Annotated in this window: 18 protein-coding genes; 15 read left to right on the top strand and 3 right to left on the bottom strand. The window is 69.0% G+C overall.

All coding sequences use genetic code 11. From position 1 onward, the window contains the following. Nucleotides 1-54: 54 nt before the first annotated feature. Nucleotides 55-1,335, bottom strand: coding sequence for a flagellar basal body P-ring formation chaperone FlgA (gene flgA, locus WT97_RS01795; RefSeq protein ID WP_060352707.1), 1,281 nt, complete (start codon nucleotides 1,333-1,335; stop codon nucleotides 55-57). Nucleotides 1,336-1,540: 205 nt separating this feature from the next. On the opposite strand from flgA, the gene flgB reads away from it, so the two are divergent. From flgB to WT97_RS01730, 13 genes are all read left to right on the top strand, one after another. Further along, the gene (flgB, locus tag WT97_RS01790) at nucleotides 1,541-2,029 is read left to right on the top strand and encodes a flagellar basal body rod protein FlgB (RefSeq protein ID WP_034208605.1); all 489 of its coding nucleotides are present in this window, start codon (nucleotides 1,541-1,543) and stop codon (nucleotides 2,027-2,029) included. Nucleotides 2,030-2,069: 40 nt separating this feature from the next. Beyond that, nucleotides 2,070-2,495 (top strand): flagellar basal body rod protein FlgC, encoded by a 426-nt coding sequence (gene flgC, locus WT97_RS01785; protein ID WP_006477560.1) that lies wholly within the window; start codon nucleotides 2,070-2,072, stop codon nucleotides 2,493-2,495. A 66-nt stretch (nucleotides 2,496-2,561) separates the two neighbouring features. Beyond that, the gene (locus WT97_RS01780) at nucleotides 2,562-3,308 is read left to right on the top strand and encodes a flagellar hook assembly protein FlgD (RefSeq protein WP_059500637.1); all 747 of its coding nucleotides are present in this window, start codon (nucleotides 2,562-2,564) and stop codon (nucleotides 3,306-3,308) included. Nucleotides 3,309-3,335: 27 nt separating this feature from the next. Continuing rightward, nucleotides 3,336-4,577, top strand: coding sequence for a flagellar hook protein FlgE (gene flgE, locus WT97_RS01775; RefSeq protein WP_060352706.1), 1,242 nt, complete (start codon nucleotides 3,336-3,338; stop codon nucleotides 4,575-4,577). 19 nt (nucleotides 4,578-4,596) lie between these two features. Beyond that, the gene (gene flgF / locus WT97_RS01770) at nucleotides 4,597-5,355 is read left to right on the top strand and encodes a flagellar basal-body rod protein FlgF (RefSeq protein ID WP_059500639.1); all 759 of its coding nucleotides are present in this window, start codon (nucleotides 4,597-4,599) and stop codon (nucleotides 5,353-5,355) included. Between the two features lie 35 nt (nucleotides 5,356-5,390). Then, nucleotides 5,391-6,179 carry a flagellar basal-body rod protein FlgG gene (gene flgG / locus WT97_RS01765; RefSeq protein WP_034208601.1) on the top strand — a complete coding sequence of 263 codons (789 nt, stop codon included), beginning with the start codon at nucleotides 5,391-5,393 and terminating at the stop codon, nucleotides 6,177-6,179. A 21-nt stretch (nucleotides 6,180-6,200) separates the two neighbouring features. After that, nucleotides 6,201-6,890 carry a flagellar basal body L-ring protein FlgH gene (gene flgH / locus WT97_RS01760; RefSeq protein WP_034208600.1) on the top strand — a complete coding sequence of 230 codons (690 nt, stop codon included), beginning with the start codon at nucleotides 6,201-6,203 and terminating at the stop codon, nucleotides 6,888-6,890. 5 nt (nucleotides 6,891-6,895) lie between these two features. Then, nucleotides 6,896-8,077 (top strand): flagellar basal body P-ring protein FlgI, encoded by a 1,182-nt coding sequence (locus WT97_RS01755; protein WP_059500665.1) that lies wholly within the window; start codon nucleotides 6,896-6,898, stop codon nucleotides 8,075-8,077. After that, nucleotides 8,078-9,061 (top strand): flagellar assembly peptidoglycan hydrolase FlgJ, encoded by a 984-nt coding sequence (gene flgJ / locus WT97_RS01750; RefSeq protein WP_059833283.1) that lies wholly within the window; start codon nucleotides 8,078-8,080, stop codon nucleotides 9,059-9,061. Between the two features lie 217 nt (nucleotides 9,062-9,278). Next, nucleotides 9,279-10,034 (top strand): flagellar brake protein, encoded by a 756-nt coding sequence (locus WT97_RS01745; RefSeq protein ID WP_034208598.1) that lies wholly within the window; start codon nucleotides 9,279-9,281, stop codon nucleotides 10,032-10,034. 193 nt (nucleotides 10,035-10,227) lie between these two features. After that, nucleotides 10,228-12,159, top strand: coding sequence for a flagellar hook-associated protein FlgK (gene flgK, locus WT97_RS01740; RefSeq protein ID WP_060032263.1), 1,932 nt, complete (start codon nucleotides 10,228-10,230; stop codon nucleotides 12,157-12,159). A 16-nt stretch (nucleotides 12,160-12,175) separates the two neighbouring features. Further along, nucleotides 12,176-13,411 (top strand): flagellar hook-associated protein FlgL, encoded by a 1,236-nt coding sequence (gene flgL, locus WT97_RS01735; protein ID WP_059500643.1) that lies wholly within the window; start codon nucleotides 12,176-12,178, stop codon nucleotides 13,409-13,411. A gap of 279 nt (nucleotides 13,412-13,690) precedes the next feature. Next, nucleotides 13,691-14,998 (top strand): solute carrier family 23 protein, encoded by a 1,308-nt coding sequence (locus WT97_RS01730; protein ID WP_059500644.1) that lies wholly within the window; start codon nucleotides 13,691-13,693, stop codon nucleotides 14,996-14,998. Nucleotides 14,999-15,038: 40 nt separating this feature from the next. Here the strand turns inward: WT97_RS01730 and WT97_RS01725 are convergent, their stop codons facing one another. Beyond that, the gene (locus WT97_RS01725) at nucleotides 15,039-15,923 is read right to left on the bottom strand and encodes a transcriptional regulator GcvA (RefSeq protein ID WP_059790997.1); all 885 of its coding nucleotides are present in this window, start codon (nucleotides 15,921-15,923) and stop codon (nucleotides 15,039-15,041) included. A 108-nt stretch (nucleotides 15,924-16,031) separates the two neighbouring features. Here WT97_RS01725 and WT97_RS01720 point away from each other — a divergent pair, with 108 nt between their 5' ends. Together WT97_RS01720 and WT97_RS01715 are read left to right on the top strand one after the other, a co-directional pair. Further along, nucleotides 16,032-16,679, top strand: coding sequence for a chromate transporter (locus tag WT97_RS01720; RefSeq protein WP_373558386.1), 648 nt, complete (start codon nucleotides 16,032-16,034; stop codon nucleotides 16,677-16,679). Then, the gene (locus tag WT97_RS01715) at nucleotides 16,676-17,203 is read left to right on the top strand and encodes a chromate transporter (protein WP_060352705.1); all 528 of its coding nucleotides are present in this window, start codon (nucleotides 16,676-16,678) and stop codon (nucleotides 17,201-17,203) included. The genes WT97_RS01720 and WT97_RS01715 overlap by 4 nt, the downstream gene beginning before the upstream one ends. A 134-nt stretch (nucleotides 17,204-17,337) precedes the next feature. Here the strand turns inward: WT97_RS01715 and WT97_RS01710 are convergent, their stop codons facing one another. Beyond that, complete coding sequence (locus WT97_RS01710; RefSeq protein ID WP_059790991.1) at nucleotides 17,338-17,676, bottom strand: hypothetical protein; 339 nt, start codon at nucleotides 17,674-17,676, stop codon at nucleotides 17,338-17,340. Nucleotides 17,677-17,955 lie beyond the last annotated feature (279 nt).

Below are 17,955 nucleotides of genomic sequence, written 5' to 3'. Positions count from 1 at the left end.
AGCCCGAAATGCTCCGAATAAACAATTCTTTACATTCTTGCGGCCGATCCGTCCCTACAGCGGGATTTCGACGGTGCCGGCGTCCTTGACGATCGCCGTGACGATCTGCCCGGCCGCCATCCGCACCCGCACCGACTGGCCCGGCGCCGCATTCGCGAGCGCGCTGCCCTCGGCCGAAATCGTGAAGCCGGGGCCGGCCGCGACGACCCGCACCGTCTGGCCGGCCGACACCGATGCCGCGCTCTTCAGCATGTCCTGCCGCAGCGGCAGTCCGGCCGAGATGCGTGCGAGCGCGGTCGCGCCGATCGCCTGCGCCGGATCGGTGATCACCGCGAGCGGCAGCACCGTCAGGTCGCCGTCGCGCGCGACCAGGTCGGCCGCGGACAGCGGCTCGCCGGGCGCGATCTGGCGCGCGGCGACGTAATAGGTGGCCTGCACGGCGACCTTCGCCTGCAGGTAGACGGTCCACGGCCGCTCGCCGGCGCAGCGCACGCCGACCGTCGTGCGGCCCCACAGGCGCGCGCCGGTCGGCAGGAACGGTTCGAGCGTCGTGCACGCGGCGAGCCCGCGCGGAAAGGCGGTCGTGACGGTCGCGGTGGTCTTGCCGGGCAGGCCGGCGATCTGCTGCTGCAGGAACGCGAGCGCCGCGCGCCGGATCGTTTCGGGGTCTTGCCGGCCGGGCGGCGTCGGCTGTGCCGCGGGCTCGGCCGCCGCCGGCGCACGCGGTGCCGGCGCGGATGAAGCGGCGCGCGCCGCGGCGATACGGGCGGCAAGCGCCTGCCGGGGATTCGACGCGGCTTCGGCGGCACCGGTGCCGGCAACGACGGTCGCGACGCCGCCGGGATCGACAGCGCGTGGCGCGCCGTAAGCGGCGTTTGCGGCATTCGCGCGGGCTGCTGCGTAGACGGGGCGTGGTGCTGGCACCGGTACCGGTGCAGGTGCCGGAACGCTCGTCACCCCCATCGATCCGGCCGGCTGCGCCGTGTAGCCGTTGGCGGCCATGCCGACGGCGCCGGGCATGCCCGAAGCGCCGCCAGCGGCTGCACCGGCCATGCCGACCATGCCGACCATGCCGACCATGCCGCCGGCACCGCCCGCCGCACCACCCATGGCCGCATCCGCGCCCGTACCCGCTTTCCCGCCGAACTGCCCGCCGCTCGCCGCATTCGCATGCGCGAGCGCGGTCTCTGCCGTCTCGCCGCGGCCGGGAATCACGATCATCCCGTCGTCCGCGTGCGCGGCCGGCACCGCGGCCCACAGCGCCGCGGCGAGCGCGAGCGCACGGCGCAGGCGTGTGCCGCGTCCGGCGTATTCGCGAAATGCGCTGTGTGCCATCGCCGTGTCCTCGAAGCCGTTGATCCGCTTCGCATTCTAGGGAGCGGGGGCGGCGCGCAAACGATGAATAGAGGGGGGCTTTGCCGCGTTATTCGTCCGATTGCCGGTTGCGTCCCGCGCCTACCATCGCTGTCATGGAAAAAAGCCTCTCGTGTCGCCATCCGGCGCGAGGGGCGTGCAGCGCTTCATACGGAGAGACGCACACATGCTGGACAAACTCGATGCGGAATTCGCGTTCGGCCGACAGGCGCTCGACGTGCGCGCCTACCGGCAGGAACTGCTGTCGTCGAACATCGCGAACGCCGACACGCCCGGCTACCAGGCCCGCGACGTCGATTTCGCGTCGACGCTCGCGCGCTCGCTGAAGCAGGCGAGCGGCGGTCTGGCGCCGAGCAATGCCGCGCAACTGCCGATGGCGCAGCCGGCCGGCGTGACGAGCGGCATGTCGATGGTGTCGACGGCGCCGGGCCACATGGCCGGCACCGCGAAGCTGATCCCGACCGGCGGCCCGTCGGACGACTACGGCCGCGCGCAATACCGGATGCCGTTGCAGCCGTCGCTCGACGGCAACACGGTCGATCTCGACGTCGAGCGCGTGCAGTTCGCGAACAACGCGCTGCACTACGAAACCGGGATGACCGTGATGACCCAGCAGATCAAGGCGATGATCGCCGCGATCACGACGAACTCGTAAGCGCCGTTTCCGAATCCGGACCCCAGCACAAGGAGCCTCCATGCCTTCGTTGATGAACATCTTCGGCGTCGCCGGTTCGGCGCTGTCCGCGCAATCGCAGCGCCTGAACGTCACCGCGTCGAACCTCGCGAACGCCGACAGCGCGACCGGCCCCGACGGCAAGCCGTACAAGGCCAAGCAGGTCGTGTTCGCGACCGATCCGCTCGGCGGCGCGCGCACCGCGTCCGGCCAGGGCGTGGGCGGCGTGCGCGTGACCAAGGTGATGGACGACCCGTCGCCGATGAAATCGACGTACGACCCGGCGAACCCGGCCGCCGACGCGAACGGCTACGTGCAGATGCCGAACGTCGATCCGGTGCAGGAGATGGTGAACATGATCTCGGCGTCGCGCTCGTACCAGGCCAACGTCGAGACGCTGAACACCGCGAAGACGCTGATGCTCAAGACGCTGACGATCGGCTCGTAAGCCGCGCGCCGCCCGACTTTCCATACCGAGAACCGGACCGACAGTTCCGACACAAGGCCACCCAGGATGACTTCCTCCAACACGACGATCGGCGGCAACGGCACCAGCGTGTCGACGCTGCCGACCGACACGATGAACACCAACAACGTGTCGTCGACCAACGGCACGTCGGCGAGCGACCTGCAGGCGACGTTCCTGAAGCTGCTCGTCACGCAGCTGCAGAACCAGGATCCGACGAGCCCGGTGGACAGCTCGCAGATGACGTCGCAGCTCGCGCAGATCAACACGGTGAGCGGCATCGCGCAACTGAACACGTCGCTCACGTCGCTGTCGACGCAACTCGCGGCCGGCCAGCAGACGCAGGCCGCGCTGCTGATCGGCACGAACGTGCTCGCGCCGGGCAACGGCGTCACGGTGAAGAGCGGCGCGGCGTCGCCGTTCGGCGTGTCGCTCACGAGCAGCGTGTCGAACCTGACGATCACCGTGAAGAACTCGGCGGGCGCCGTCGTGAACACGATCAACGCGGGCGCGCAGTCGGCCGGCACCGTGCCGTTCAACTGGACGCCGACCGACGCGGCCGGCAACGCGCTGCCGGACGGCAACTACACGGTCAGCGCGCAGTACACCGGCACCGACGGCAAGACCTACGCGCCGACCGTGCTGGCCGCGTCGCAGGTGCAGAGCGTGATCAAGCAGGCGGACGGCACCGCGGGGCTCGTGCTGTCGAACGGCACGACGGTGGGGCTCACCCAGGTTGCGTCGATCTTCCCGAACACCCGGTCGTCCTCGTCCGGCGACACCACCACCAACTGATCGAGCTTTCTCGTAACGGAGACCGAAATGGGTTATCAACAGGGTCTGAGCGGCCTCGCCGGCGCATCGAACGCGCTCGACGTGATCGGCAACAACATCGCGAACGCGAACACGGTCGGCTTCAAGTCGAGCACCGCGCAGTTCGCCGACATGTACGCGAACTCGGTCGCGACGTCGGTCAACACGCAGATCGGCATCGGCACGACGCTGAACTCGGTGCAGCAGCAGTTCGGCCAGGGCACGATCAATACGACGAACTCGTCGCTCGACGTCGCGATCAACGGCAACGGCTTCTTCCAGATGTCGAACAACGGCGTGACGACGTACTCGCGCGACGGCACGTTCCAGCGCGACAAGAACGGCTACATCGTCAACGCGCAGGGCATGAACCTGATGGGGTACATGGCCGACAAGAACGGCGTGATCAACACCGCGCAGACCGTGCCGCTGCAGGCGCCTACCACCAACATCGCGCCGACCGCCACGACCAGGATCAACGGCCAGTTCAACCTGAACTCGCAGGATACGGTGCCGGCCAAGACGCCGTTCAGCGCGACCGACAACACGACGTACAGCTACTCGACGTCGATCCAGGTGTACGACTCGCTCGGCGGTTCGCAGGCGGTCAACATGTATTTCGTGAAGTCGGCGGCCGGCACGTGGGAAGCGTACGCGGGCGTGCAGGGCGGCACGACGACCGATCTCGGCACGATCACGTTCAATTCGGCGGGGGCGATCTCGAGCACGACGACCGGCACGCCGGCCGCGCCGACCGCATCGCTCGGCCAGTTCCAGTTCACCGTGCCGAACACCGACGGCTCGGCGACGCCGCAACAGCTCACGCTCGACCTGACCGGCACGACGCAGTACGGCGGCAAGGACGGCGTGAACAACCTCGCGCAGGACGGCTACGCGAGCGGCACGCTGACGACCTACTCGATCGGCACCGACGGCAAGCTGACCGGCAACTACTCGAACGGCCAGACCGCCGTGCTCGGCCAGATCGCGCTCGCGAACTTCAACAACCCGAACGGGCTCGTGAACCTCGGCGGCAACCAGTACGCGGAATCCGCCGCGTCGGGCGTGCCGCAGATCTCGGCGCCGGGCAGCACGAACCACGGCACGCTGCAGGGCAGCGCGCTCGAGAACTCGAACGTCGACCTCACGTCGCAGCTCGTCAACCTGATCACCGCGCAGCGCAACTACCAGGCGAACGCGCAGACGATCAAGACGCAGCAGACCGTCGACCAGACGCTCATCAACCTGTAAGCGCGGATAACCGGCAGCCATGGACCGACTGATCTATACGGCGATGACGGGCGCGTCGCAGTCGCTCGACCAGCAGGCGATCGTCGCGAACAACCTCGCGAACGCGTCGACGACGGGCTTTCGCGCGCAGCTCGCGACGTATCGCGCGGTGCCGATGAATTTCGGCGACGGCAGCAACATCGACCCGGCGACGACGCGCACCTACGTGCTGTCGTCCACGCCCGGCGCCGATTACGCGCCGGGCCCGATCACGCGCACCGGCAATCCGCTCGACGTCGCCGTGCAGGGCCCCGGCTGGCTGTCGGTGCAGACGGCCGACGGCAGCGAGGCGTACACGCGCGCCGGCAACCTGCACGTCGACGAAAACGGCCAGCTCGTCAACGCGAGCAACCTGCCGGTGGTCGGCAACGGCGGCCCGATCTCGGTGCCGCCGAACGCGGAAGTGACGATCGGCAAGGACGGCACGGTGTCCGCGCTGATGCCGGGCGACCCGCCGACGGCGGTCGCGATCGTCGACCAGCTGAAGCTCGTGAACCCCGATCCGGCCACGCTCACGCGCGGCAACGACGGGCTGTTCCGCACCGCCGACGGCAATCCGGCCGACGTCGACCCGAACGTGGTCGTCACGCCGAATTCGCTCGAAGGCAGCAACGTGAATCCGGTGACCGCGATGGTCGCGATGATCGACAACGCGCGCGCGTTCCAGCTTCAGTCGAAGCTGATCCAGACGGCCGACCAGAACGAGCAGACGGCGAACCAGCTGCTCAACTTCAGCTGAGCGGCCAGGCCGTAGCTACCAGGAGAAGATTTAACATGAACCGTTCGCTCTACATCGCCGCCACCGGCATGAATGCGCAGCAGGCGCAGATGGACGTGATTTCGAACAACCTCGCGAACACCAGCACGAACGGCTTCAAGGCGTCGCGCGCGGTGTTCGAGGATCTGCTGTACCAGACCATCCGCCAGCCCGGCGCGAATTCGACGCAGCAGACCGAGCTGCCGTCGGGCCTGCAGCTCGGCACCGGCGTGCAGCAGGTCGCGACCGAGCGCCTGTACACGCAGGGCGGCCTCACGCAGACCGGCAACTCGAAGGACGTCGCGATCAACGGCGCGGGCTTCTTCCAGGTGCTGATGCCGGACGGCACCAACGCGTACACGCGCGACGGCTCGTTCCAGACCAACGCGCAGGGCCAGCTCGTCACGTCGAGCGGCTACCAGGTGCTGCCGGCGATCACCGTGCCGCAGAACGCGCAGTCGCTGACGATCGGCAAGGACGGCGTCGTGTCGGTCACGCAGCCGGGCTCGAACAACGCGGTCCAGATCGGCTCGCTGCAGATCGCGACCTTCATCAACCCGGCCGGCCTCGAGGCGAAGGGCGAGAACCTGTTCGCGGAAACGACGTCGTCGGGCGCGCCGAACGTGTCGCAGCCGGGGCTGAACGGCGCGGGCGTGCTCAACCAGGGCTACGTCGAGGCGTCGAACGTGAACGTCGTGCAGGAACTCGTCAACATGATCCAGACCCAGCGTGCCTACGAGATCAACAGCAAGGCCGTGACGACGTCCGACCAGATGCTGCAGACCGTCACGCAGATGAAGAGCTAACCGGAACGTCCCGTCGTCGCCATGAAGCAGGTTCGCCTCCCCTCGTCAGCCACCGTCCGCGCCGCCTGCGCGGTCGCGGTGGCGGCGCTCGCCGGTTGCGCGCAGATCCCGCGCGATCCGATCATCCAGCAGCCGATGACGGCGCAGCCGCCGATGCCGATGTCGATGCAGGCGCCCGGCTCGATCTACAACCCCGGCTACGCTGGGCGGCCGCTGTTCGAGGATCAGCGGCCGCGCAACGTCGGCGACATCCTGACGATCATGATCGCGGAGAACATCAACGCGACCAAGTCGTCGGGCGCGAACACGAACCGGCAGGGCAACACCGACTTCAACGTGCCGACGGCCGGCTTCCTCGGCGGGCTGTTCGCGAAGGCGAACCTGTCGGCCACCGGCGCGAACAAGTTCGCGGCCACCGGCGGCGCGAGCGCGGCGAACACGTTCAACGGCACGATCACGGTGACCGTCACCAACGTGCTGCCGAACGGCAACCTCGTGGTGAGCGGCGAGAAGCAGATGCTGATCAACCAGGGCAACGAATTCGTGCGCTTCTCGGGGGTCGTCAACCCGAACACGATCTCGGGCGCGAACTCCGTCTATTCGACGCAGGTCGCCGACGCGAAGATCGAATACTCGTCGAAGGGCTACATCAACGAAGCCGAGACGATGGGCTGGCTGCAGCGGTTCTTCCTCAACATCGCGCCGTGGTGACGACGATGCAGACGACCCTGTTCGGCCGCCTGTCGGCCCGCGCGCAGACGGCCGCGCGGCTCGCCGTCGCGTTCGCGGCCGTGGCTGCCTGCATGCTCGGCGCCGCGCCCGCGCAGGCGGAACGCCTGAAGGATCTCGCGCAGATCCAGGGCGTGCGCGACAACCCGCTGATCGGCTATGGCCTCGTCGTCGGCCTCGACGGCACGGGCGACCAGACGATGCAGACGCCGTTTACGACGCAGACGCTCGCGAACATGCTCGCGAACCTCGGCATCTCGATCAACAACGGTTCGGCCAACGGCGGCCCGTCGTCGCTGAACAACATGCAGTTGAAGAACGTCGCGGCGGTGATGGTGACGGCCACGCTGCCGCCGTTCGCGCGGCCGGGCGAGGCGCTCGACGTGACCGTGTCGTCGCTCGGCAACGCGAAGAGCCTGCGCGGCGGCACGCTGCTGCTCACGCCGCTGAAGGGCGCGGACGGCCAGGTGTACGCGCTTGCGCAGGGCAACATGGCGGTCGGCGGCGCGGGCGCCAGCGCGAACGGCAGCCGCGTGCAGGTGAACCAGCTCGCGGCCGGCCGGATCGTCGGCGGCGCGATCGTCGAGCGCGCGGTGCCGAACGCGGTCGCGCAGATGAACGGCATGCTGCAACTGCAACTGAACGACATGGATTACGGCACCGCGCAGCGGATCGTGTCCGCGGTCAATTCGAGCTTCGGCCCGGGCACCGCGACGGCGCTCGACGGCCGCACGATCCAGCTCGCGGCGCCGGCCGACTCCGCGCAGCAGGTCGCGTTCATGGCGCGGCTGCAGAACCTCGACGTGAGCCCGGACAAGGCCGCCGCGAAGGTGATCCTGAACGCGCGCACCGGCTCGATCGTGATGAACCAGATGGTCACGCTGCAAAGCTGCGCGGTCGCGCACGGCAACCTGTCGGTGGTCGTCAACACGCAGCCGGTGGTGTCGCAGCCCGGGCCGTTCTCGAACGGGCAGACGGTGGTGGCGCAGCAGTCGCAGATCCAGCTCAAGCAGGACAACGGCGCGCTGAAGATGGTGACGGCCGGCGCGAATCTCGCCGACGTCGTGAAGGCGCTGAACACGCTCGGCGCGACGCCCGCGGACCTGATGTCGATCCTGCAGGCGATGAAGGCGGCCGGCGCGCTGCGCGCCGATCTGGAGATCATCTAAATGGCAGCCACGCTCCCCAACGCAAACGACCTCACGCAGCGATTCGCGCTCGACGTGCAGGGTTTCGATGCGCTGCGCGCGCAGGCGAAGCAGTCGCCGCAGGCCGGCGCGAAGGCGGTGGCCGGCCAGTTCGACGCGATGTTCACGCAGATGATGCTCAAGAGCATGCGCGACGCGTCGCCCGACGGCGGGCTGTTCGATTCGCATACGTCGAAGATGTACACGTCGATGCTCGACCAGCAGCTCGCGCAGCAGATGTCGACGCGCGGAATCGGCGTCGCCGACGCGCTGATGAAGCAGCTGCTGCGCAATGCGGGCGCCGGCGCGGGCAGCGACACGGCGGCCGACGTCGGCGCGGGTGGCCTGGGCGCCGGCGGCCTCGGCACGGCCGGCAACGAAGGCAGTCTCGCCGCGATGAACGCGATGGCGAAGGCGTATGCGAACGCGGCGAACAACGGCGGGCTCGCCGGCGCGCGCGGCTATTCGGCCGGCAGCGCGCTGACGCCGCCGCTGAAGGGCGCGAGCGGCGTGCAGGACGCGGATGCGTTCGTCGACCGGCTCGCGGCCCCCGCGCAGGCGGCCAGTGCGACGACCGGCATCCCGGCGCGTTTCATCGTCGGGCAGGCCGCGCTCGAATCGGGCTGGGGCAAGCGCGAGATCCGCGCGGCGGACGGCTCGACCAGCTACAACGTGTTCGGCATCAAGGCGAACAAGGGCTGGACCGGCCGCACCGTGTCGGCGCTGACCACCGAGTACGTGAACGGCACGCCGCGCCGCGTGGTCGCGAAATTCCGCGCGTACGACTCGTACGAGCACGCGATGACCGATTACGCGAACCTGCTGAAGAACAATCCGCGCTACGCGGGCGTGCTGAGCGCGAGCCGCAGCGTCGAAGGCTTCGCGCACGGCATGCAGAAGGCCGGCTACGCAACCGACCCCAATTACGCGAAGAAGCTGATCTCGATCATGCAGCAGATCGGCTGACGGGCTCGCCCGCCACCGGTTCGCCCTTTCGGACCGCGCCCGGCACCCCGCCGCGCGCGGTTTCAACGTTTGCGCGAAATAAATCGCCGTTTCGATCTAAACTTTCGGTCAGCACTGCCGCTAAGTGTGAGAGACCTGCGACCGGGCCCCCGTTCTGGCCCGGTTTTATCGCGCACCGGTTGCCCCGGGCGCCCATGACAAGAAAGACCGGCTAGCCATGAATATCGAAACGTCGACGGACCCCAGCCTGGATGCAGGCCACTCCGGGCCCGACTATGCCCGCCGCAATCCGCTGGAAATCGGCGTGCAGCTGCGCAACCTCGTGAATCGCGGCGATTTCCTGACCGTCCAGTACCCGGGCGGCCAGCTCGTCACGCGCCTGCTCGAGGTCGACGTCGGCGCGCGGACGTTCACGTTCGACTGGGGCGCGCTGTCTGAGCAGAACGCCGGCATCCTCGGCGCGTCGCACTGCACGTTCGCGGCCGCGCCGGAAGGCGTGCGCGTCGAATTCGCCACGGGCACGCCGCGCGAGACGCGCTACGAGGGGCTGCCCGCGTTCGTCGCCGATTTCCCCGACGTGCTGGTCTGCATCCAGCGCCGCGAGTATTTCCGCGTCGACGCGCCAATCGTCGATCCGTTCCTGTGCCGCGGCAAGCTGCCGGACGGCGAAAGCTTCCTGTTCGAGGTGCACAACCTGTCGCTCGGCGGCGTGGGGCTGCGCACGGCCGACGAGCGTGTCGAGGCGCTCGAGGTCGGCACGCTGCTGCCGGACGTCGAGCTCGAGCTGACCGGCCACGGCAAGCTGTCGCTCGACCTGCAACTGGTGTCGCAGCGTTCGACGCAGATGCCGAACGGGTCGCGGCGCTACCAGCTCGGCTTTCGCTACATGTCGCTGCCGGGCAGCGCGGAGAACACGCTGCAGCGGCTGATCACGCAGCTCGAAATGAAGCGCCGCTCGCTCGCGCGGGCCTGACGCGCAGTTGGCGGGCGGCCCCGCACGGGCCGCTCGCACGGCGCGACCGGCGGGCTCGCCGGCCGCCTCGACCGGCGCCGCACGCCCGTGCGTCGCGCGTGCATTTTTTCCTCAATTTTCTCGATCCGCGGCCGTTATACCGGGAGTCACGCAACCCGGCGGCCGCAGCGCGGCCGGCTCATCAGGATCGCGCATGTCCAACACACTCATGAACCTCGGCGTCAGCGGCCTGAATGCCGCGCTCTGGGGCCTCACGACGACCGGCCAGAACATCAGCAACGCCGCGACGCCGGGCTATTCGGTCGAACGCCCCGTCTATGCCGAGGCAAGCGGGCAGTACACCAGCAGCGGCTACATGCCGCAGGGCGTGAACACCGTCACCGTGCAGCGGCAGTACAGCCAGTACCTGAGCGACCAGCTGAACGGCGCGCAGACGCAGGGCGGCGCGCTGTCGACGTGGTACTCGCTCGTCACGCAGCTGAACAACTACATCGGCAGCCCGACGGCCGGCATCTCGACCGCGATCACGAGCTACTTCACCGGCATGCAGAACGTCGCGAACAGCGCGTCCGACTCGTCGGTGCGGCAGACCGCGATGAGCAATGCGCAGACGCTCGCGAACCAGATCACGGCGGCCGGCCAGCAGTACGACGCGCTGCGCCAGAGCGTGAACACGCAGCTCACGAGCACCGTCACGCAGATCAACGCGTACACCGCGCAGATCGCGCAACTGAACCAGCAGATCGCCGCGGCGAGCAGCCAGGGCCAGCCGCCGAACCAGCTGATGGACCAGCGCGACCTCGCGGTGTCGAACCTGTCGAATCTCGCGGGCGTGCAGGTGGTGCGCAACAGCGACGGCTACAGCGTGTTCATGTCGGGCGGCACGCCGCTCGTCGTCGCGGACAAGAGCTACCAGCTCGCGACCGTCACGTCGCCGTCCGATCCGAGCGAGCTGACCGTCGTGTCGCAGGGCATCGCCGGCGCGAACCCGCCGGGGCCGAACCAGTTCCTGTCCGACGCGTCGCTGTCGGGCGGCACGCTCGGCGGCCTGCTCGCGTTCCGCAGCCAGACGCTCGATCCGGCCGAGGCCCAGCTCGGCGCGATCGCGACCAGTTTCGCCGCGCAGGTCAACGCGCAGAACGCGCTCGGCATCGACCTGTCGGGCAAGGTGGGCGGCAACCTGTTTTCGACCGGCGCGCCGATCACGTACGCGAACCAGGGCAATACCGGCAACGCGGCGCTGTCCGTGTCGTTCGCGAACGCCGCGCAGCCGACCACCAGCGACTACACACTCGCGTACGACGGCACGAACTACACGCTGACCGACCGCGCGAGCGGCACGGTGGTCGGCACGTCGACGTCGATGCCGGCATCGATCGGCGGCCTGAACTTCTCGTTCTCGTCCGGCTCGATGAGCGCCGGCGACAAGTTCACCGTGCAGCCGACACGCGGCGCGCTGAACGGCTTCGGCCTCGCGACGTCGAACGGCTCCGCGATCGCGGCGGCCGCGCCGTACGTGCCGTCGGCCACGACGACCAACACCGGCAACGGCACGATCGGCGGGCTGTCGGTCACGAGCGCGACGGCCGCGGCCAACGCGCACAACTACACGATCACGATGGGCGGCACCGCGGCCGCGCCGACCTATACGGTCACCGACAACACGGCCGTGCCGCCGACGACCAGCGCCGCGCAGCCGTACCAGTCCGGCTCGCCGATCACGCTGACGGCGGGTGTCACGGTCACGGTATCGGGCACGCCGGCGGTGGGCGACACGTTCAAGGTCGCGCCGAACACGGGCGGCACGAACGACGGAAGCAACGCGCTCGCGCTGTCGAAGCTCGTCAACTCGAAGGCGTTCGGCAACGGCTCGACCACGTTGACGGGCGCGTACGCGAACTACGTGAACGGCATCGGCAACACGGCGAGCCAGCTGAAGTCGTCGAGCGCCGCGCAGACCGCGCTGGTCGGCCAGATCACGCAGGCGCAGCAGTCGGTGTCGGGCGTGAACCAGAACGAGGAAGCGGCCAACCTGATGCAGTACCAGCAGCTCTACCAGGCGAACGCGAAGGTGATCCAGACCGCGTCGACGCTGTTCCAGACCGTGCTCGGCCTGTTCAACTAATTTCGGAACCGAAGCGATGCGGATTTCCACTGCGCAGTTCTACCAGATGAACGTCGCTCAAATGAGCGACCAGCAGGCGCAGCTCTCGCAGCTGTACCAGCAGATCTCCAGCGGCGTGAGCCTCGCGACGCCGGCCGACAACCCGCTCGGCGCGGCGCAGGCCGTGCAGCTGTCGATGACGTCGGCGACGCTGTCGCAGTACGCGTCGAACCAGAACGCCGCGCTGTCGTCGCTGCAGAAGGAAGACCAGACGCTCATCAGCGTCAACAACCTGCTGAACAGCATTCACACGGTCGTGATCCAGGCCGGCGACGGCTCGCTGTCGGACAGCGATCGTTCCGCGCTGTCGACGCAACTGCAGGGCTATCGCGACCAGTTGCTGACGCTCGCGAACTCGACCGACGGCGCGGGCAATTACCTGTTCGCCGGCTTCAAGACGGCCACTGCGCCGTTCTCGAACGCGCCGGGCGGCGGCGTGACCTACAGCGGCGACACCGGCTCGCGCGAGGTGCAGATCGCCGACACGCGTTCGATCGCACAGGGCGACAACGGCGCGAACGTGTTCCTGTCGGTGCCGATGCTCGGCAGCCAGCCGGTGCCGCTTGCCGGCGCGGGCAACACGGGCACGGGCACGATCGGCGGCGTGACGATCACGAGCCCGTCGGCCGCGACCAACGCGCACCAGTTCACGATCGCGTTCGGCGGCACGGCCGCGGCGCCCACGTACACGGTGACCGACAACACCGTCGTGCCGCCGACCACGACCCCCGCGCAGCCGTATTCGGACGGCGCCGGGATCGCGCTCGGCAACGGCCTGTCGGTGCCCGTGTCGGGCAAGCCGGCGCCGGGCGACACGTTCACGGTCACGCCCGCGCCGCAGGCCGGCACCGACGTGTTCGCGGCGCTCGACACGATGATCGCCGCGCTGAAGGTGCCGATCAGCAGCAACACGGCCGCCGCGACCGCGCTCGCGAACGCGATGACCACCGGCACGACGAAGCTGAACAACATGATGACGAACGTCCTCACCGTGCAGGCGTCGGTGGGCGGCCGCGAGCAGGAAATCAAGGCGATGCAGGCCGTAAACCAGACCAATACGCTGCAGGTCAGCAGCAACCTGGCCGACCTCACGAGCACCAACATGGTCGCGACGATCAGCCAGTTCCTGCAGATGCAGAACGCGCTGACGGGCTCGCAGAAGGCGTACGCGCAGTTGCAGAACCTGTCGCTGTTCCAGTACATCAACCCCTGATGCACGATACGCCGGCCGCGATGTGAGCGCACGCTTACCTCGCAGCCGGCGCTGGCCGCCCCGCGCGCATCGCGCCCGGGCGGGCACTTCGCCGGGCCGCGCGGTCGCGCGCCGGTTCTCTCGCGCGGCCGGACGTTTGCGCACCTTGCTGCACCGCTTGCCGATTCCGCGTACCGGTTCGCTTGCCAGCCCCATTTCCGCTCCGTAAACTCGCGCCAGATTCCAGACCGGCGCATCCCTGGCAGCCGGCGACCGACGACCGACAGGAGCGCTTTCCCCATGTCCGATTCCTATTTCCCGCGCTGGCGGGTCCGACCGACCGGCGCGGCCTCGCGCGTGGTCGGCCCCGACGAGCGCCTCGCGTGGCCGCAGATGGTCGCGATGGGCGTGCAGCACGTCGTCGCGATGTTCGGCTCGACCGTGCTCGCGCCGCTGCTGATGGGCTTCGACCCGAACCTGTGCATCTTCATGTCGGGCATCGGCACGCTGCTGTTCTTCGTGCTGGTGGGCGGCCGCGTGCCGAGCTATCTCGGCTCGAGCTTCGCGTTCATCGGCCTCGTGATCGCGGTGACGGGCTACGGCGGCAGCGGGCCGAACCCGAACATTCCGGTCGCGCTCGGCGGGATCGTCGCGTGCGGCGTCGTGTACGTCGCGCTCGGCGCGCTGGTGCAGGCGATCGGCACGCGCTGGATCGAGACGCTGATGCCGCCCGTCGTGACCGGCGCGGTGGTTGCGGTGATCGGGCTGAACCTCGCGCCGATCGCGGTCAAGGGCGTGTCGGGCTCGACCTTCGAATCGGTGATGGCGCTCGTCACGGTGCTGTGCGTCGGCGGCGTCGCGGTGTTCGCGCGCGGGATGATGCAACGCCTGCTGATCCTGGTCGGGCTCGCGATCGCCTACGTGATCTACGCGATCGCGACCAACGGGATGGGCCTCGGCAAGCCGATCGATTTCGCGATCGTCGCGCAGGCCGCGTGGTTCGGCGTGCCGAGCTTCCGCGCGCCGGTGTTCGATCCGCACGCGATGCTGATGCTCGCGCCGATCGCGGTGATCCTGGTCGCGGAGAACCTCGGCCACATCAAGGCCGTCAGCGCGATGACGGGCACCAACCTCGACCGCTACGTCGGCCGCGCGTTCATCGGCGACGGGCTCGCGACGATCGTGTCGGGCAGCGTCGGCGGCACGGGCGTGACCACGTACGCGGAGAACATCGGCGTGATGGCCGTCACGCGGATCTATTCGACGCTGGTGTTCGCGCTCGCCGCGCTGATCGCGATCGGGCTCGGCTTCTCGCCGAAGTTCGGCGCGGTGATCCAGACGATTCCCGGCCCCGTGCTCGGCGGCGTGTCGATCGTCGTGTTCGGGCTGATCGCGGTGACGGGCGCGCGGATCTGGGTCGTCAACAAGGTCGACTTCTCCGACAACCGCAACCTGATCGTCGCGGCCGTCACGCTGGTGCTCGGCGCCGGCGACTTCTCGCTGAAGATCGGCGGCTTCGGGCTCGGCGGGATCGGCACCGCGACCTTCGGCGCGATCATCCTGTACGCGATCCTGCGCAAGGAAAAGGAACCGGGGCCGGTGGTGTGATTCGACAGCGGGCGGTGCAATGCCGCCCGCCCGCGCGCCTTCATGCGCCGGTATTCGACTGCCCCTGCAGCCACGCACAGAATTGCGCGACGAGCGGATCGTCGGCCGGCGCGCCCGGCGTGATCCACCAGTAGCTGCGCGTCGCGATGCGTGGCCCGTCGAGCGGCATCACCAGGCGCCCGCTCGCGAGCTCGTCGTCGATCAGCGGCAACGGGCCGAGCGCGACGCCGAGCCCGTCGACGGCCGCCTGCAGCGCCAGGTAGAAGTGGTCGAACGACTGCCGCTTGCGCCCCTTCATCGCGACGCCGGCCGCCGCGAACCAGTCGCGCCAGCCTTCCGGCCGCGTATCCGAATGCAGCAGCACGTGCCGCGCGAGATCGTCCGCGCGGCTGATCGGCGCGCGCTTGAGCAGTGCCGGGCTGCACACCGGAATCACGCTTTCGTCGAGGAAGTGGCCGCTCGTGCAGTTCGGCCAGTGGCCGGGGCCGCGGCGGATCGCGACGTCGAAGCCGTTCAGCGTGTCGAGCGGCGCGTTCGACGTCGACAGCTTCAGCTCGACGTTCGGCACGTCGCGCTGGAACCGCGACAGCCGCGGCAGCAGCCATTTCATCGCGAAGGTCGGCAGCGCGTTGATGCGCAGCACGCGCGCCGCGCCGGTGTTGCGCAATTGCTCGGTCGCGTGCGCGATGCTGTCGAACGCCGCGCGCACGGTGTCCAGGTAGCGGCGGCCTTCGTCGGTGAGCTTCACGCGCTTGCCGTAGCGGTGGAACACCGGCTTGCCGAGCCACGCCTCGAACCCGGCAATCTGCCGGCTGATGGCACCGTGAGTCACATGCAGCTCGTCGCCGGCGGCGCTGAAGCTTTCATGTCGTGCCGCGGCTTCAAAGGCCCGAAGCGCGGAAAAGGGCGGGAGATCGCGTGCCATGCTTGTGATTCTAGATCACAAGGGCGCGCCGATAAAATCGTTTTGCCGGAATCCCGAACGGCGGTAACCTCGATTCATCGTTTGATGAGGAGCCCCATGCAATCCGCTTTGCCGCCTGCCTCCCCGCCGCCTGCCGCATCTTCGCGCGGCGTCGGCCTCGCCGAGCTGTTCACAGGTTTCCTGTCGCTCGGCCTGATGTCGTTCGGCGGCGCGTTGCCGTTCGCGCGGCGCACGATCGTCGACGAGCGCAAGTGGCTCTCCGCCGACGAATTCACCGATCTGCTCGGCCTGTGCCAGTTCCTCCCCGGCGGCAACGTGATCAATCTGTCGGTCGCCGTCGGCATGCGCTTTCGCGGCGTCGCCGGCGCGTTCGCCGGCATTCTCGGGCTGATCGCGGGCCCGACGCTCGTCGTCGTCGCGCTCGGCGTGCTGTACGCGAAGACCCAGAGCGATCCGCGCGTGCAGCACCTGTTCGCGGGGCTCGCCGCCGCGGCGGCCGGCCTGCTCGTCGCGATGGCCGTGAAGGTGGCGAAGCCGCTGCTCCGGGAGCCGCGCACGGCCGCTGCGATTGCGGTCGTTGCGTTCGTCGCGATCGCGGTGCTGCGCATGCCGCTGCTGACCACGATGCTCGTGTTGACGCCCGTCAGCATCTGGCTCGCGTCGCGCCGCCGCGACGCGGGCACGCCGCGGCCGGCGCCGGCCGCCGCGCCCGGCACGTCCGACTCGCCCGACTCGCAACGGAAGGGCCGGCCATGAGCGACACGCTGATCGCCATCGCGACGATCTTCAGCCAGTTGTCGCTGCTCGCGTTCGGCGGCGGCAACACGATCCTGCCGGAGATGCAGCGGCAGGTCGTCGACGTGCATCACTGGATGAGCGCGCACGAGTTCACCGCGCTGTTCGCGCTGGCCCAGGCGGCGCCGGGGCCGAACATGATGATCGTGTCGCTGGTCGGCTGGCACGTGGCCGGCTGGGCCGGGCTGCTCGTCGCGTCGCTCGCGAAGTTCGGGCCGTCGTCGATCGTCACCGTGCTCGTGCTGCATGCGTGGGAGCGCTTTCGCGACCGGCCGTGGCGCCGCTACGTGCAGCAGGGGATGATGCCGGTGACGGCCGGGCTCGTCGCGGCGAGCGCGGTGCTGATTTCCGAGGCGTCGAACCGCACCGCGATCCAGTGGGGCGTCACGGCCGCGTGCGCGGTGCTGGCATGGCGCACGCGCATCCATCCGCTGTGGCTGCTCGCGGGCGGCGCGCTGATCGGGCTCACGGGCATCGGGCAGTGAGCGGCTTATCGTGTCGCAGCCCGTAGCCCGTAGCCCGTAGCCCGTAGCCCGTAGCCCGCAACCCGCAACCCGCAGCCCGCAGCCCGCAACCCGCAACCCGCAGCCCGCAACCCGCAACCCGCTGTGGCCGCAGGCTACCGCGATGCGGGCAGGTCACGATTCACGAGGCCGAGCAGTCGGCCGCGTTCGCTGCCGACGTCGTCCGTCGGGGCCGGCCAGTCGACCACGAACCCCGCGTCGAGCGCGTCGCGCATGATCGTGCCGTAATCGGCCTTCGCAAGCCTGCCGCCGCGCAACGCGTCGGCCACCTCGTGCTTCAGCTTCGGCGTGAACGACGGATACGCGGCCACCAGCGCCGCATACTGGCGCGCATCGATCTCGCCCGATTCGCGGTTGAACGTCCAGACGGCCACCAGCACGATCGCGGCGAACGGGATGACCGTGTAGCGCAGGAAGAACTTCGCGGGTGTCATTCGAAGGCCCGTTGAAGAAAGGCGGCGCGGCGCGCGTGGCGCAGCCGGCGCCGGTCGGCCCGGTATACTCGGCCGGTCTTGCGGCGGCGGAAATCGCGCGGTCGGCACGCTTCGGCCGGCTGCGATGCGCGGCGCTCGCCCGTCCCCCGACGGCAAACATTATATTGACGCGCGGCATGCGGCGAAGCCGGGCCGCGCAGTGCCGGTGGCGCACCTGCCGGCACGGCCGACATTCGCACCGCCCGCCGCGCGCGGCCGGGCGGCGCCCACCACGGAGGA

Source organism: Burkholderia sp. MSMB1459WGS (genome assembly GCF_001534535.1).
Taxonomy (GTDB): domain Bacteria; phylum Pseudomonadota; class Gammaproteobacteria; order Burkholderiales; family Burkholderiaceae; genus Burkholderia.
Note: the sequence above shows the minus strand (reverse complement) of the source record. Positions and strands in the feature narration are given on the sequence as shown.